A 14,804-nucleotide genomic window follows, 5' to 3' on the forward strand; every position below is an offset into this window, starting at 1 on the left:
TTGACAAAGGACAAATGACAGAGGACAAATGACTAAATAGCTCGTTTATACGCTTCGTCCAAGACTTCGGAGAGTGTTGGGTGAGCGTGAACTAGATGTGCGAGGCTTTGGACGGATTGACGGTTTGCGATCGCGGCTGACGCTTCATGAATTAAGTCTGAGGCGTGGAGTCCGAAAATGTGAACGCCTAAGACTTCTCCGGTGTCTTTGCGATATATCACTTTGGCAATACCGTCGGCTTCATTTTCTGCCAACGCTTTGGAATTCCCTTTGAAGTAACTCCGACTTGTGGCGATTTCAAACCCTTCGGTTTGTCCCAATTCCTTCGCTGCGGTTTCTGTTAAACCTACATAGCTAACTTCTGGGTGGGTAAAAGCTGCTGCGGGGATGCTGCGATAGTCTACTATTCTTTCCCTCCCAACTATATTTTCTACCGCGATGATGCCTTGAGCAGAAGCCGCATGTGCTAACATCATTTTTCCATTAGCATCGCCAATTGCCCAGACATTTGGTACTACTTCACCGCCTGATAGTACTGCCATGCGATCGTCAACTGGAATAAAATTCCGCCGATCGAGTTCTATACCCACAGACTCCAAACCGAGATTCTTGGTCGCTGGAATGCGTCCTGTAGCCACCAAGCAAGCATCTACTTCGATGACATCTACATCTTCTTTGGTTTTAAAATCTGCTAACTCAATTACCACTGGTGAACCAGGGGTGACTTTTTTGGCGTATATCCCCACTTTGGTTTCAATATCGCGGGGAGTAATTAGCACGCGTTCGGCAAGTTTGGCAATATCGCGGTCAAATCCTGGCATTAACTGATCTAGGGCTTCAATCAAGGTGATTTCACAACCCAAAGCTGAGTAAACATCAGAAAATTCCAAGCCGATGTAACCACTACCAATAATCGCCACCCAGTCTGGTAGTGACTCCAACTTCACACCTTGATCGCTAGTAAAGACAGTTTTGCCATCTACTTCAATCCCTGGAGGTACAAAAGGAATTGAACCAGGGGAAAGGATGATGTCTTTGGCTGTGATGATTTTTTCACCACCGTCTCCGGTGACAGCAACTTTTTGTGCCCCAGCGATTTTTCCCCAACCCCTGATAATATCGACTCCTAGACGTTTGAGACTGTTGGTTAAGTCCCCTTGAATTTTCGAGACGAGATTATTAGCATGATTAGCGATCGCTTGACGATCAAATTCCACGCTACCAATTTGAATTCCCAGCGATTTGAGGTGATGGGCATCGCGTAACTCCCGCACCCGCCCAGATGCCGCCAGCAGCGCTTTAGAAGGAATACAACCCCGATTAACACAGGTTCCTCCCATATCAGCAGCTTCAATAATCGCTGTTTTTAAACCACAACTTACGGCGTGTAAGGCTGCACCATGCCCGCCTACACCAGCGCCGATAATGACTAAATCGTAATCAAATCCTTGACTCACGTTAGGTTCCCCGTCTGCTTCGCCTATTTATTCTCAACTTGACCGACAATCAGCGCAACCCCTTTAACAGTTATCAGTTATCAGTTGTCAGTTTTGTTGCTGGGTTTAAGCCCCCAGCACATAGTTATTCAGTGAACACTGGAAACCGCTAACTGATTTAAATCCCCTACCATCCGCCTGATAACTATCTACTGATTTAACGTTCAGGTGTTGCTAACTTCAATTATGATTCACTGACTTCGGGCGAAAAGATGGATGTTTTCAGTAATTATAGTCAAATCTAGATACTTATTTTTTTTTAAGGGAATGGGGAATGGGGAGCAGGGGGACAAGGGGACAAGGGGACAAGGGGACAAGAGGTGAGAACTTGAAACCAGTCTTTCCCCTTGTCCCCAATTCTCCCTGTCCCCAAGTCCTCTTCCCAATTCCCAATGCCCAATTCCCTATTCCTCATTCCCCAATAACTTTACAGCACCATCGCCTAACACCTAAGCTGGATTTAGGATTCATCCAGAGGATTTACACAGGCGATCGCTCGATGTCTATTCCCCAAATTACTGAATTTACTATCCGCCGTCATGCCAACACCAAATCTTTCCAACGCGGCGAGGCATACTATGAGGCTGGTGCTGTTCATAGTGTTACCCAACGTGGTCATCTGCTTCAAGCAGAAGTAGTAGGTACTGAAGCAAGACCTTATCACGTCAATTTGAGTTTCGATAGTAGTGGGTTAACCTCAGCAAACTGCACCTGTGCCTACAACTTTGACGGGTGGTGCAAACACATTATCGCCACGATGCTTGTCTGTGTGCGTGATTCAGAAAGTATTGAACAGCGCCCCACCCTAGAACAACTACTCAATCGCCTGGATAATATCCAAACTCAAAGACTGCTGCAAGAGTTGGTAAACGAATACCCACCACTAATTGATGCGATTGACCGTCATGTAGGTTGGATGACGAATCCTATTGTTGAGCAAACAAGCATAAAACCCTTGCGCCGCCGTACTATTGATCCAGCTCCCATTCGACGGCAAGTCCGGCAAATTATTCGAGATGCTGTGCGCTTCTTTGAGGAAGGGTGTGAAGAAGACCCGATTGCTGAAGAATTGGTGAGTGTGGTGCAAACTGCGGTAGCTTTTAGCGAACGAGGAGAGGGTGAAAATGCGATCGCTATTTTAGAAGCGATTACCTTTACTTGTGTGGAAAATTGGGACGATATTGCAGATTACGGCGCTGAAAATGATGAAATTGTCGGGGAATTAAATGAGGCTTGGTGTGAAGCAATTCTGACTGCTGAACTTACCCCAGAAGAAAAAGTTGATATTCAAATAAATTTGGAAGCTTGGCAAGATGAGTGGAATGCTGATTTTGGCCTAGTGATGGAAGCTTTACGGCAAGGTTGGGATTATCCGCCCCTAGTGCAAGTTCTCCAAGGTAATATTACCGAAAGGGGAGCTTGGGAAGAAGACGTGCCAGACTATGCAGATGATTTGGCGCTAATTCGGCTAAAAATTCTTGAACGTCAAGAACGTTACCAAGAATATCTATATTTAGCAGAAGCAGAAGGACAAACCCAGCACTATCTCACAATGTTAGGGCGTTTGGGCAGAGTAGAAGAAGCAGTTGATGCTGCTCAAACCCAAATGAACTCAATGGAAGAGGCATTTGCCTTAGCGAAAGCCCTCAGCGAACAGGGGGCGTTACAGCAATCACTAGATATAGCCCAGAGTGGGTTAAATTTACCAGGAAATTGTCAGTATGAATTAGGAATTTGGACAAGTGATTTAGCTGTTGAATTGGGTAATAGCGAAGCTGCTTTATTAGCAATTAAGGCGGCTTTTCAAGTCAAGCCCTCCTTTGTTGACTACGAAAAGATGGCAGAATTAGCTGGGGAAAACTGGGAAACTGTAAAAACAGACTTGTTGAGAATTATTCGTACTTATAGTGGTTGGGGAACAGAATCAGCCAAGGTAGATATATTCTTGCATGAGGGGCTAATTGATGATGCAATTGCGATCGCAAGTGAACTCAGTTCTTATGATTCAGAATTGATTCATCGCGTCATGAATGCCGCTATCCCTCACAATCCTACTTGGGTGATTGCTAATGCGCGTCGCCGTGCCGAAAAGATTATGGATGGAGGTAAGGCAGAATATTACTACTATGCGGTTGAATGGTTAAAAAAAGTCCGTGCTGCCTACTTAAAATCTGGGAAGAAAGCTGACTGGTTAAGCTATCGGGAAAACTTGATGCAAACCCACGCTCGGAAACGTAAATTGATGGGAATGTTGCAGCAAAGGGATATGGATTGACACTCCCCGCGCTGAAGCGACGGGGATTCTTGAATCTAAGACATAACTTGCTCATGCAGGTTTTCACCAACAAGAGTAGCGGTTTCATCTCCCCAAGCGTTGCTTGCGTCTAGCGCAAAGGTTCTTTACGCTTCACACTCGTAAAAACTATTATTTTTAAGCTTTCATTTGATGGGTTGTAGAGACGTAAAGTTTTACGTCTCTAGAAAGTTTTGATGAAAAACCACTGATCAAATTGAAGTTTACAATCACCAAATTCTTGAGCTTTTAAATTGAAATTTGCCCAAGATATTAACCTTAACGGCAAAAGATGAAGTAAGATTCACATCTGAGACAGTTTCCGTATAATTCCATAGTTACGGACAAAAAATAGTGCAGTGCGATGATTAATAAATATCCTCAGAATCTTATAGCGTCCCATTTACCACTGAGTATGCTCGTATTACTCAGCAGCATATCTTCTAGTCCACTGAAAGCTCAGGCTGTTGATACTACACAATTACCAACTAGTACTTTCATCCTTTCACAACAACTCCCACCACCACAAGATTTACAACCACCTCTACCTTCGCCAATTCCCTCACCTGAACTGCCTCAGCCACTTCCCCCACCAGCAGAACTATTTCCCCCCTCTGTTCCAACTCCCACACCTGATGAACCCCTACCTGGTAAGTTTCCTCAAACTATTGTTGTTGAACGGTTTGAAGTTATTGGTAGCACAGTTTTCAGTCCCAAAGAGTTAGCCCTCGCAACTGCTGAATTTACCAAACGACCAATCTCGCTGACTGAAGTGTATCAAGCACGTTCTAAAATTACTGATCTATACGTCAGAAATGGTTATATTACCTCTGGTGCATACATCCCACCCCAAACAATCAAATCTGGTGTTGTCAAAATTCAGGTGGTTGAAGGTAAATTAGAAGATATTCAAGTAACTGGAACTCGGCGGTTAAATCCGAATTATGTCCGCAGCCGCCTAGCGATCGCTACATCACAACCTCTGAATCGCCAGCGTCTACTAGAAGCACTACAACTCTTGCAACTGAATCCTTTGATTCAAAACGTTTCTGCTGAACTCTCAGCAGGATCGCGGACTGGTTCGAGTCTTTTGGAAGTTAAGGTTAGTGAGGCAAAAACCTTTAGTAGCCAGATAGTTCTTGATAATGGGCGATCGCCTAGTGTTGGCAGTTTTCGCCGCCGATTACAATTGAATGAAGCCAACTTATTGGGATTGGGAGACGCTCTAGGTGTCGCTTACACTAATACCGATGGTAGCAACTCCCTTGACGCGAACTATACATTACCACTCAATCCCCGTAATGGCACACTGACTTTCAACTATGGCATCACATCAAGCGATGTCATTGAACCTCCTTTCAACGTTTTAGATATCCACTCAGATTCTCGCTATTACGAACTGACATTCCGCCAGCCCATAGTTCAAACTCCAACACAAGAATTCGCCCTTGGGTTGACAGCTTCCCGACGCGAAAGTGATATTTCGTCTTTACTACAAAGAGAAGGGTTTCCCGGCTCTGTACTTTCACCAGGAGCTGATGAACAGGGACACACTAAGGTATCTGCATTCCGATTTTTTCAAGAATGGACGAGTCGTAACAGCCGTGAAGTCATCGCCCTCCGCTCTCAATTTAGTTTGGGTATAGATATCTTGAGTCCCACGATTAATCAAAATGCTCCCGATAGCCGTTTTTTTGCTTGGCAAGGACAAGCGCAGTGGGTACGCCTTTTAGCTCCTGAAACCTTAATGTTATTTCGTTTAAATACGCAACTTGCATCTAGAACACTTCTGCCTTTAGAGCAATTTGGCTTAGGTGGACAAGATAGTATTCGGGGCTATCGTCAAGATTATCTGCTGACGGATAATGGCACTTTTGTCTCTGCGGAAGTTCAAATCCCAATTGTGCGCTTACCCAAGATAGATAGCACCTTACAGGTTGTTCCCTTTGTGGATTTTGGTGTTGGTTGGAATAGTTCAGATAGAGAGAATCCCAACCCTAATACTTTAGCTGCTGTTGGTCTGGGGTTGCGTTGGTCACAGAGCGATCGCTTCACTGTTCGTCTTGATTGGGGCGTTCCTTTAATATCAGTTGAATCAAATGAGAGAACATTACAAGAAAACGGTCTGTATTTTAGTTTACTGTATAATCCTTTTTAAAATTTAGGTGTTAGAAACAGTTTATTTTCTTACCTTATCTACAATAGGCTTCTCTAACGAGACGCTACTTCGACCTAAGAGTACACTAATGGGGGTTCTTGTCATTAAAAACTAAAAATCAGAGTTTCTGCACCACTCAGAATAAAAATCCGTAAATATACTATATATTCTATTCAGTGTTTGATTTTAATTCTGGGTATCCTAAGAAAGACAAGGTTGGGCTAAATAGACGAAGGGACAAAGCTTATAACTTATCTCTAGGACTTCCAGTTAAAAAATTTTCCAACCAATAATCGTGGTTATAGTGGAACGGCAAGACTAAAATTTTGCAAAAAAATTGTAGGTTGGGGAGCCACTGCGTTGCGCGGGTTTCTGGCCTTGTAGCAAGTGGCGTTGGAGGCTTTGCCAAAGCCAACATTCTGATATATGTTGGGTTGCGCTCCGCTTCACCCAACCTACATCTATTGCCATGCCAGTAGGATGTGTTGCCGTGACAAGGTAACGCAACTGTTATCTGTAGGTGGTACGTTACTGGCCCTAACATACCCTACTAGATAAATTATTTTTTGGAAGTCCAAATGAGTCTAGAGAAAAGCTAGAACTTCTACCGCAAAACTGATTGAACAATTAGCCATATTATTCAAGAGGTCAATCATAAATAAAATGGTTGGTTTGCAACTCACACCAATTTTGTGATCGTAAGTGGTGACAAATTTTATGAAGCAAGTTTTGCTAGAAGTGAAGACTTTCAGACCGCACTTCTGGGAGTTGTATTTTTCAGACTAAGACAAAAATCTATGAGAATTTGAGGAACAGCCATGCTAGGAAATGAGCGGGAAAAAATACGCCATCTGTTGGTCATCAAAGACCTGCAAGGGCGGAGAACTGTCCCCCTACGAGAGACTACTTATTCTCTGGGGCGGCATCCTGCAAACACCATTGTCTTGGTTTCCCGGTCAGTATCAATGCAACACGCAATTTTGTTGCGAGTAACTGTTCCAGAGACTGACCAATATGGCTTCCAGATTATTGATGGTAACTTTAAGGGTAAAGGAAGTACTAATGGCTTATTTATAAATGGTACTAAATCCATTTCTCATAATCTTAGAAATGGAGATAGTATTGCCTTTGGCAGTAATCAAGCTCAGGCTAAATATTATGCTATTTCCAATATTTCAGAAGAAGCATTTTCTGAATCTTTTGATGTTGAAGACTTATCTGGTTTCCTATCAGAGCAAGCCAGTCCTGCCAATCCTTTTCAAACCCTAGCTATTGATCCCAGCTTGGAAGCAGCTAGTGAGTCTGCCTTAGCTCGCCTAGCATCCTTCCCTGAACTCATCCCCAATGCAATTGTTGAGATGGATTTCGAGGGAACAGTGACTTACATCAATCCTGCTGCTACTCTCAAGTTTCCCAAACTCAGGGAACTTGGGACGGAACACCCAATATTAGCAGGACTCCTAAGTACAGTTAAAAATTTAGAAAACAATTCTTTTGTGCGGGAGGTGGAAGTAGATACAGAAGTTTTTGAACAATCCGTTCTCTACCTTCCTCAAAGTGATTTAATTAGAACTTTTATTATTAGGGATATTACGGAGCAAAAACAAGCTACAGCCGAATTGCGTCAGCGCGATCGCTTGCTCCAAGCAGTTGCAGAAGCCGCTAATTATTTGCTGGGGGAAATGAATTACGAGACTGGTATTGAGCGGGCTTTGGCTATACTGGGCGAAGCTGCCAAAGCAGATCGTGCTTATCTTTTTCAGAACCATCCCCATCCTGCTACAGGAGAAAGAGCAGTCAGTTTGCGGTTTGAATGGACGCAATCTTTAATTGAATCTACCCACCACCATTGGCAGAATCAGGTTTATCAAGGTTCTGGATTAGGCCGTTGGTATACTGTTCTTTGTAGCGGCCAGTCAATTAGCGGACTCACCCAAAAATTTCCGATCGCCGAACAAGAATTCCTCATTAGAGATGGTATTCAATCCCTTCTTTTGGTACCTCTCCGCTTGGAAAATGAGTGTTGGGGCTATCTTGGCTTGGCAGACTGCACCTTTGAGCGTCATTGGTCAAAGCACGAAGAATCTACACTTTTGACAATGGCCGCTAGTATTATTGGTGCTAGGCAACGTCAGCAAGTAGAAGAAAAGATTCGCTATCAAGCCCTCCATGACATGCTGACAGGGTTGCCCAATCGCCTATTATTTAATGAACTGCTGAGTAAAACTCTGCCCAATGCCACTCGAAACGACGAAAGTTTAGCTGTGATCTTCCTCGACCTGGATCGCTTCAAGGTAATTAATGACACTCTGGGGCATACTTTGGGAGACCAGTTGTTAAAAAACGTCGCTCAAAGATTACAAGATTTACTCAGAGGGGGAGACACTATAGCCCGTTGGGGAGGCGATGAGTTTACTATCTTACTCCCACGAGTTACTGATATTGAAGAAGTAACGCAAGTGGCGTACAGAATTTTACAAACTTTAGAAGATCCTTTTTATCTCCAAGGGCATGAACTTTATGTAACTGCCAGCCTCGGTATTGCGTTGCTTGATAACAACAGTCCTGATGCCGAAACACTAATTCAGCACGCAGATGCCGCTTTATACTACGCCAAAGACAAAGGGCGGAATAACTATCAATTTTATAGTGTTTCTCTTAGCGCCAAAAATCCTGAACTTCTGACTTTAGAAAAGAGTTTGCGCTATGCCCTAGAACGTGAAGAATTTACGGTGTTCTATCAACCTCGTGTAAACATTGCCACAGGAGAAATTACTGGTATGGAGGCTCTGTTGCGTTGGCAGCATCCAGAAATGGGATTGGTAGCACCTAGTGTCTTCATTCCCCTCGCCGAAGAAAGCGGATTAATTATCGCCATCGGCGAATGGGTGCTACGGACAGCCTGTATGCAAAATAAAACCTGGCAAGATTCAGGATTGCCACCTATAACTATGGCTGTCAATCTTTCTCTGAAGCAGTTCCGCCAACCCAAATTGGTGGACATTATAACCACAGTTTTAGAGGAAACGGGTCTAGATGCCCACTTTTTAGAATTAGAAATTATGGAAACCACAGCCATTGAGGACTTGGGTTTTACCAGAACGGTGTTAGAGGAGCTAAAGCAGATGGGTGTTCACATCTCCATTGATGACTTTGGTACAGGTCACTCTTCGCTCTCGCGCCTACAGCTTTTGCCACTCCACAATCTTAAAATAGATCAGTCTTTCATGAGAGATTTGAAGCCGGATTCAAAAGTATCTCATATTATCCAGGCCATAGTTACCTTGGGACACAGCTTGGGATTGAAGTTGACAGCCGAAGGGGTGGAAACAGCAGAGCAATTGGAGTTCTTGAAATCTATCAACTGTGAGGAGGTACAGGGCTATTTCTTCTACCGCCCACTTCCTGAACAGAAAGCAACAGAAATCCTCGAAAGTAAACGACCAATCATCTAGTACAAGAAAAAATTGTTTGTACCAGTAACGATACAATAGCATTCATCATAATTTGTAATTCCTAGGGGTTGATACCCCCGTTTCCATAAACAGCTTGTTTTGTGTCGGAGTAAAGTTCAGTCATAAAACATAATTACGAATTACGAATTGTTTATTGTCCTGCTGCCGACTTTTTCGTCCTATGCTGCCAGTCATCTATTCCGACGAATTTTTAGATCACAAGACTGGAAAATACCATCCCGAAAAACCAGAACGTTTAACTGCGATCGCAAATGCCCTAAAAGCAGCTACATTCGCAGATAAAATTGACTGGCGATCGCCCACACCAGTATCAGAACAGCCATTACTGATGTCTATGTTGGTTAAAGCTCATAGCCCAGCCTACATCAAAAAACTTTGGCAAATCGCTTCTAGTGGCGGTGGCCCTTTGGATGGAGATACGCCAGTTTCCCCACGCAGTTATGATGTGGCATTGTTGGCAGTCAGTGCATGGCTAGATGGTGTTGAGGCTGTATTAAAGTCGGCTAATCCAGCTTTTGTATTAGCACGTCCCCCAGGACATCATGCAGAACGTGATGCTGGGATGGGCTTTTGCCTATTTTCGAATGCTGCGATCGCTGCTTTCTTTGCCCTCGAACAACCCGGAATTAACCGCGTCGCCATTCTCGATTGGGATGTACATCACGGTAATGGTACTCAGGCGATCGTCGAAAGTGAAGCACGTATCGCCTACTGTTCCCTACATCAATATCCATGTTATCCCGGTACTGGAAGAGCCACAGAACACGGCTTTCATAATAATGTATTAAATTTACCAGTACCTCCTGGTAGTGATATTGCAGTGTATCAGCCACTATTTGAAAGACAAGTCATACCGTTTTTAGCCAACTTTCAAGCGGATTTACTGATTGTGAGTGCTGGTTATGATGCCAATGCCGCAGATCCTCTAGCAAGTATCAATTTGCAGCCAGAAGACTATGCTTTATTTACTAATTATTGTCTAGGCTTAACTCGTAAAATTCTGTTTGGCTTAGAAGGTGGTTACGATTTTGAGACTCTTTCTCAATCAGTTGTAACGACGATTGAACCCTGTTTACTTTAACTTTCCTTTTTCCCCTCATACCGAACAAAAGTTCACAAAAATCAAGCAGGCAAAGGTTTCTTGAACTAAAGAGTTGAAGACAAGTCTCTTTGCTTTTTCTTCCTTTCAAGGATAGGTTTTTTAGTATGTCGAAAATAATTGAGAAAATTCTCAACTATTTAACGTAGTTTAGTCGTTTCAGGATTTAAACATCGGTTGAAATAGTTAAAAAATGACCAAATACCAAATACTTACCCTTTTAAGCCCTTTTCTTCCTCATGCCCCATACTTAATGCACTTTTGTGTCAAGTTCATCAAATCTTCAGAAATAAAAATTTTGAATGGGGTTCTGAAAGAGCTAAAGTTTTGTTAAGATGCAATTGCTAGCAGTTTCTCAGCGAAATTCACCTATCAGGGTGTGGAGAAATAAAAAGTACTAGCAGCACAAATTTTAAAAGGTGAAGCAATGACCACCTACATTTTTTTCGGTGAAGCCCTACGGATGTTGACTAATGCCTATTTGATATCAGCAGTACTGTTAATAGCAGCTTCTGGTATAGGTTTAGCGGTAATTGAAACAATAGAAAAGGCAGGAGAACGCTAAATTTACAGATGGCAATTGTAATTATTGCCAAAAACCATTAGGTGCAAGTGTTCGCCGTGGACAAATCTTGGGAATACTAAAGCATGAAAGTCTCACGGCGCTATAGTCTTACCTGTAAATCTACCAAACATACAGGTAACTGTAGCGCTATTGAGACTCTAGCCAAGGAGTTACTATAGATGAGTCTATTTGACGCTGTTTTGGGTACAGAAAACCAAACCCAAGCAGCACTCAATTCAGCGGAAGCTTTTGCTGTTATTGTTTTGGCGGCAACAGCTTCAGACGGTTATCTTTCTGTTGAGCAGGCAAATTCTATCACTTTTGTGCTGTCTCGGATGAAACTTTTTACAGGTTATCCTCATGAGATGATGAATAGGCTGTTTGACCAAATATTGGGCATTTTCAAGGGGAATGGTTTTAACGCTTTATTTGATGCTGCAAAGGATTCTCTATCTCAAGACTTGCGAGAATCAGCCTTTGCAGTAGCCACTGATTTCGTCTTAGCTGAAGGTCTTGTAGCTGAAGAAGAAAAAAGCTTTTTAAACGATCTATATCAAGCTTTAGGCGTTTCTCGTGAGATAGCCCTACAAATTATGCAAGTAATCTTAATTAAAAACCGGGGATAGGAAAATAAAGCATCTGCTTAATTAAACTATATAAATAGCTTTTAAAAAAGGCGTGCCAAAAGACTTAAGCTTCTTTGGCACTATTTTTGGTGTTATTTTAAATTTGCGACTTTTTCGAGAAGTAGCAAATCTTGTTGTTCAATGCAGTATTGTGTCATAATTCGATTTTATAATTTTGAACTTTAAATTGTAAATTACTTATGCGTTTTTCTGCTACCCTATCCCAACTGGTTGAAGTTCTTTTGGCCAGTCCGATAAACTTATCTGAAACTGCTTTAACACAAGTAAGTTGCGGTATACAAACAGATAGCCGTACCCTGAAGCTGGGTGAAGTATTTGTCGCTTTGCGAGGCGATAAATTTGATGGACATAAATTTGTGCCAACTGCGATCGCAAAGGGTGCAATAGCTGCAATTGTAGATTTTGAATACGAAAATCCTGGTTTTCCAGTATTGCGGGTAAAAGATACCTTAAAGGCATATCAACAAATTGGCAGATGGTGGCGCGATCGCTTTAATATTCCTGTAATTGGCGTAACAGGTTCTGTGGGTAAAACAACAACCAAAGAATTGATCGCCGCAGTTTTAGGAACAAAGGGGCGAGTTCATAAAACTTATGGAAATTACAACAACGAAATTGGTGTTCCGAAAACTCTCCTAGAACTTGGCGCAGAGAATGACTACGCTGTAATTGAAATGGCGATGCGGGGTAGGGGACAAATTGCCGAACTGACACAAATAGCGCGTCCCACAATTGGAGTAATTACCAATGTGGGGACGGCACATATTGAATTACTGGGTTCCGAAGAAGCGATCGCTGAGGCAAAATGTGAGTTATTAGCTGAAATGGCTGTTGATAGTGTGGCAATTCTCAACCACGACAATCCTTTATTAATGGCTACTGCGGCGAAAGTTTGGCAAGGAGAAGTTTTGACTTACGGTTTCTCTGGTGGGGATATCCAAGGGCAGTTAATTGATAACGAAACTGTGGAAGTTGGAGGAATCCAACTACCTCTACCGCTACCTGGTCGTCACAATGCGATTAATTTCTTAGCAGCTTTAGCGGTAGCAAAAGTGTTGGGGATTGATTGGGCAAGCCTGAAAGCAGGTGTAGAAGTGGATATGCCCACAGGACGATCGCAGCGATTTACCTTGGCCAATGATGTGATAATCTTAGATGAAACTTATAATGCTGCACCAGAAGCGATGATTGCAGCGTTGCAATTATTAGCAGACACACCCGGAAAGCGGAAAATTGCCGTATTGGGTGCAATGAAAGAATTGGGAGAGCGATCGCAGCAGTTGCACCAGCGAGTGGGAGAAACAGTCCGAAAGTTGAATTTAGACGGCTTGTTGGTTTTGGTAGATGGAGAAGATGCCGAAGCGATCGCTCTTAGTGCCGAAGGTATCCCGTCGGAATGCTTTGCAACTCATGCCGAGTTAGTGGCTAGGTTGAAGACATTTGTACAAACAGGCGATCGTTTATTGTTCAAAGCCGCCCATTCCGTGGGATTAGATCGGGTTGTCAATCAGTTACGTGCAGAATTATCCAGATGATACCACTAGAAACCCAACGTCTCATATTGCGAGACTTTGTAGAATCAGATTGGCAAGCGGTTCATCAATACGCTAGCGATGATGAAGTTGTGCGTTATTTGACTTTTGGCCCTAATAGCGAAGAAGATACCAAAAACTTTTTGCAAAGGGAAATTTCATTACAAGGAGAAGAACCCCGTCAACATTTTGCGCTAGCAGTGACTTTAAAAACCCAACAGCAATTAATTGGTATCTGTCGCATATCCGTTCAGGATATTTATAATAAAACAGGCTCTATTGGATACTGTTTTACTAAAAAATTTTGGGGACAAGGATATGCAACAGAAGCTGTAAAAGCAGTTGTATCATTTGGTTTTCAGGAGTTAAGCTTACATCGCATATTTGCGACTTGTCATCCAGAAAACATTGCTTCAGCACGAGTTATGCAAAAAATTGGAATGCAGCAAGAAGGGTATTTGCGAGAACACCATTGGATTAAGGGAGAATGGCGAGACTCTTGGCTATATGCCATCCTTGAGCATGAATGGAGAAGTCTAGATTTCAGACGTTGTTGGAAAGGCTAGGGCTGTTACTGTAACGTCTTTGATAAAGAATTGCTCCCAAATTAGTCACCAAACACGTGATTGCTAGCCACAGCAAGATATAAGTAGGAGCCATCACCACGCCAATCATGAACCAAGTATATACGTGCAGAATCATTACAGAAGCGAAAAAGCTAGCAATTCCAGCAGATTGCCATACTTGATATGATGGGCGACGTAAGGCTACAAGACCCATTGTTAAAATTGTGACAAGCAAGTTTGCTGGAACGAGAAACGCACAAATACTTATGCAGTTACCACGAGAGAACTCTACTAAGGTGTTAAAATCGAGCATTAATGTTGTTGGGATAGATGTTAGCTTTTTAAGAACTTAATTTATTTTAAAATAACTAAATTTAGATTAACAGGTGAGTGAGTAATCACATTGCAAACATAACATAAATTAAAATATTGAGTTGCGTTTTGATACTACTCAATAGTTAGTTAATTGTAAAGATTTTGGATAAGTAGGGTGGAAAACACCCACCCTAGCTGAATTAACCCGGTAAAATCACGGTATCGATAACGTGTACCACGCCATTATCAGCTTCGATATCTGCTGCTAAAACTGTGGCATTTTTAACTTCAAAACCATCTAAAGAATGAATTTTAATCGGTGAACCTTCCACAGAATTAACCGTGCCGAGTTCTGCCAAATCAGCCTTTAGCAGCTTTCCTGGAACGACATGATACTTTAAAATCCGCGTTAGCTGGGGAATATTCTGTAACAGAGTTTGGATAGTTCCCGGCGGTAATTTGGCAAAAGCATCGTCATTTGGCGCAAAGACAGTGAACGGCCCAGGACTTTTTAATGTTTCTACTAAACCAGCAGCTTGTACAGCCGCCACTAGTGTTTTGAAAGACTCAGCCGTAACAGCAATATCAACAATATCAGCCATATATCTACCTAAATTTTGCAAAAGATTTTAAAGGATAATAAACCTATTTGAAGTT

Annotated in this window: 11 protein-coding genes; 8 read left to right on the top strand and 3 right to left on the bottom strand. The window is 42.5% G+C overall.

Annotated features, from left to right (window positions below; translation table 11 throughout):
* Positions 1-32 precede the first annotated feature (32 nt).
* A complete protein-coding gene (lpdA, locus tag V7K69_RS03085) occupies positions 33-1,457 on the bottom strand; it encodes a dihydrolipoyl dehydrogenase (RefSeq protein WP_335031318.1) in 1,425 nt (474 codons plus the stop codon).
* A 538-nt stretch (positions 1,458-1,995) separates the two neighbouring features.
* Here lpdA and V7K69_RS03090 point away from each other — a divergent pair.
* The 8 genes from V7K69_RS03090 to V7K69_RS03125 all read left to right on the top strand — a co-directional run bounded on the left by V7K69_RS03090 (position 1,996) and on the right by V7K69_RS03125 (position 13,832).
* Positions 1,996-3,771 carry an SWIM zinc finger family protein gene (locus V7K69_RS03090; protein WP_335031417.1) on the top strand — a complete coding sequence of 592 codons (1,776 nt, stop codon included), beginning with the start codon at positions 1,996-1,998 and terminating at the stop codon, positions 3,769-3,771.
* A gap of 382 nt (positions 3,772-4,153) precedes the next feature.
* A complete protein-coding gene (locus V7K69_RS03095) occupies positions 4,154-5,947 on the top strand; it encodes a ShlB/FhaC/HecB family hemolysin secretion/activation protein (protein ID WP_335031320.1) in 1,794 nt (597 codons plus the stop codon).
* Positions 5,948-6,765: 818 nt separating this feature from the next.
* A complete protein-coding gene (locus tag V7K69_RS03100; RefSeq protein WP_335031322.1) occupies positions 6,766-9,402 on the top strand; it encodes an EAL domain-containing protein in 2,637 nt (878 codons plus the stop codon).
* Positions 9,403-9,583: 181 nt separating this feature from the next.
* Entirely contained in the window at positions 9,584-10,504 is a 921-nt protein-coding gene (locus V7K69_RS03105) for a histone deacetylase family protein (protein WP_335031324.1), read from the top strand.
* Between the two features lie 445 nt (positions 10,505-10,949).
* Positions 10,950-11,087 carry a hypothetical protein gene (locus V7K69_RS03110; RefSeq protein ID WP_041566338.1) on the top strand — a complete coding sequence of 46 codons (138 nt, stop codon included), beginning with the start codon at positions 10,950-10,952 and terminating at the stop codon, positions 11,085-11,087.
* A 179-nt stretch (positions 11,088-11,266) separates the two neighbouring features.
* Entirely contained in the window at positions 11,267-11,713 is a 447-nt protein-coding gene (locus V7K69_RS03115; RefSeq protein WP_335031326.1) for a tellurite resistance TerB family protein, read from the top strand.
* 200 nt (positions 11,714-11,913) lie between these two features.
* Positions 11,914-13,269, top strand: a complete 1,356-nt coding sequence (locus V7K69_RS03120; RefSeq protein WP_335031328.1) for a UDP-N-acetylmuramoyl-tripeptide--D-alanyl-D-alanine ligase — start codon at positions 11,914-11,916, stop codon at positions 13,267-13,269.
* On the top strand, positions 13,266-13,832 hold the full coding sequence (locus V7K69_RS03125; protein ID WP_335031330.1) for a GNAT family N-acetyltransferase: 567 nt from the start codon (positions 13,266-13,268) through the stop codon (positions 13,830-13,832). The genes V7K69_RS03120 and V7K69_RS03125 overlap by 4 nt, the downstream gene beginning before the upstream one ends.
* Here the strand turns inward: V7K69_RS03125 and V7K69_RS03130 are convergent.
* Together V7K69_RS03130 and V7K69_RS03135 are read right to left on the bottom strand one after the other, a co-directional pair.
* Complete coding sequence (locus tag V7K69_RS03130; protein WP_335031332.1) at positions 13,810-14,145, bottom strand: hypothetical protein; 336 nt, start codon at positions 14,143-14,145, stop codon at positions 13,810-13,812. The two genes, V7K69_RS03125 and V7K69_RS03130, sit on opposite strands and share 23 nt — an antisense overlap.
* Before the next feature lie 202 nt (positions 14,146-14,347).
* The gene (locus V7K69_RS03135) at positions 14,348-14,749 is read right to left on the bottom strand and encodes a fasciclin domain-containing protein (protein ID WP_012410532.1); all 402 of its coding nucleotides are present in this window, start codon (positions 14,747-14,749) and stop codon (positions 14,348-14,350) included.
* Positions 14,750-14,804 lie beyond the last annotated feature (55 nt).

This window comes from Nostoc sp., assembly GCF_036917775.1.
Taxonomy (GTDB): Bacteria; Cyanobacteriota; Cyanobacteriia; order Cyanobacteriales; family Nostocaceae; genus Nostoc.

What these genes read in the sequence shown, in the direction of transcription:
- V7K69_RS03110 (WP_041566338.1), top strand. Translation starts at nt 10,950, where the DNA reads ATGACCACCTACATTTTTTTCGGTGAAGCCCTACGGATGTTGACTAAT.
- V7K69_RS03095 (WP_335031320.1), top strand. Translation starts at nt 4,154, where the DNA reads ATGATTAATAAATATCCTCAGAATCTTATAGCGTCCCATTTACCACTG.
- V7K69_RS03105 (WP_335031324.1), top strand. Translation starts at nt 9,584, where the DNA reads ATGCTGCCAGTCATCTATTCCGACGAATTTTTAGATCACAAGACTGGA.
- V7K69_RS03100 (WP_335031322.1), top strand. Translation starts at nt 6,766, where the DNA reads ATGCTAGGAAATGAGCGGGAAAAAATACGCCATCTGTTGGTCATCAAA.
- V7K69_RS03120 (WP_335031328.1), top strand. Translation starts at nt 11,914, where the DNA reads ATGCGTTTTTCTGCTACCCTATCCCAACTGGTTGAAGTTCTTTTGGCC.
- V7K69_RS03130 (WP_335031332.1), bottom strand. Translation starts at nt 14,145, where the DNA reads ATGCTCGATTTTAACACCTTAGTAGAGTTCTCTCGTGGTAACTGCATA.
- V7K69_RS03135 (WP_012410532.1), bottom strand. Translation starts at nt 14,749, where the DNA reads ATGGCTGATATTGTTGATATTGCTGTTACGGCTGAGTCTTTCAAAACA.
- V7K69_RS03115 (WP_335031326.1), top strand. Translation starts at nt 11,267, where the DNA reads ATGAGTCTATTTGACGCTGTTTTGGGTACAGAAAACCAAACCCAAGCA.
- V7K69_RS03090 (WP_335031417.1), top strand. Translation starts at nt 1,996, where the DNA reads ATGTCTATTCCCCAAATTACTGAATTTACTATCCGCCGTCATGCCAAC.
- V7K69_RS03125 (WP_335031330.1), top strand. Translation starts at nt 13,266, where the DNA reads ATGATACCACTAGAAACCCAACGTCTCATATTGCGAGACTTTGTAGAA.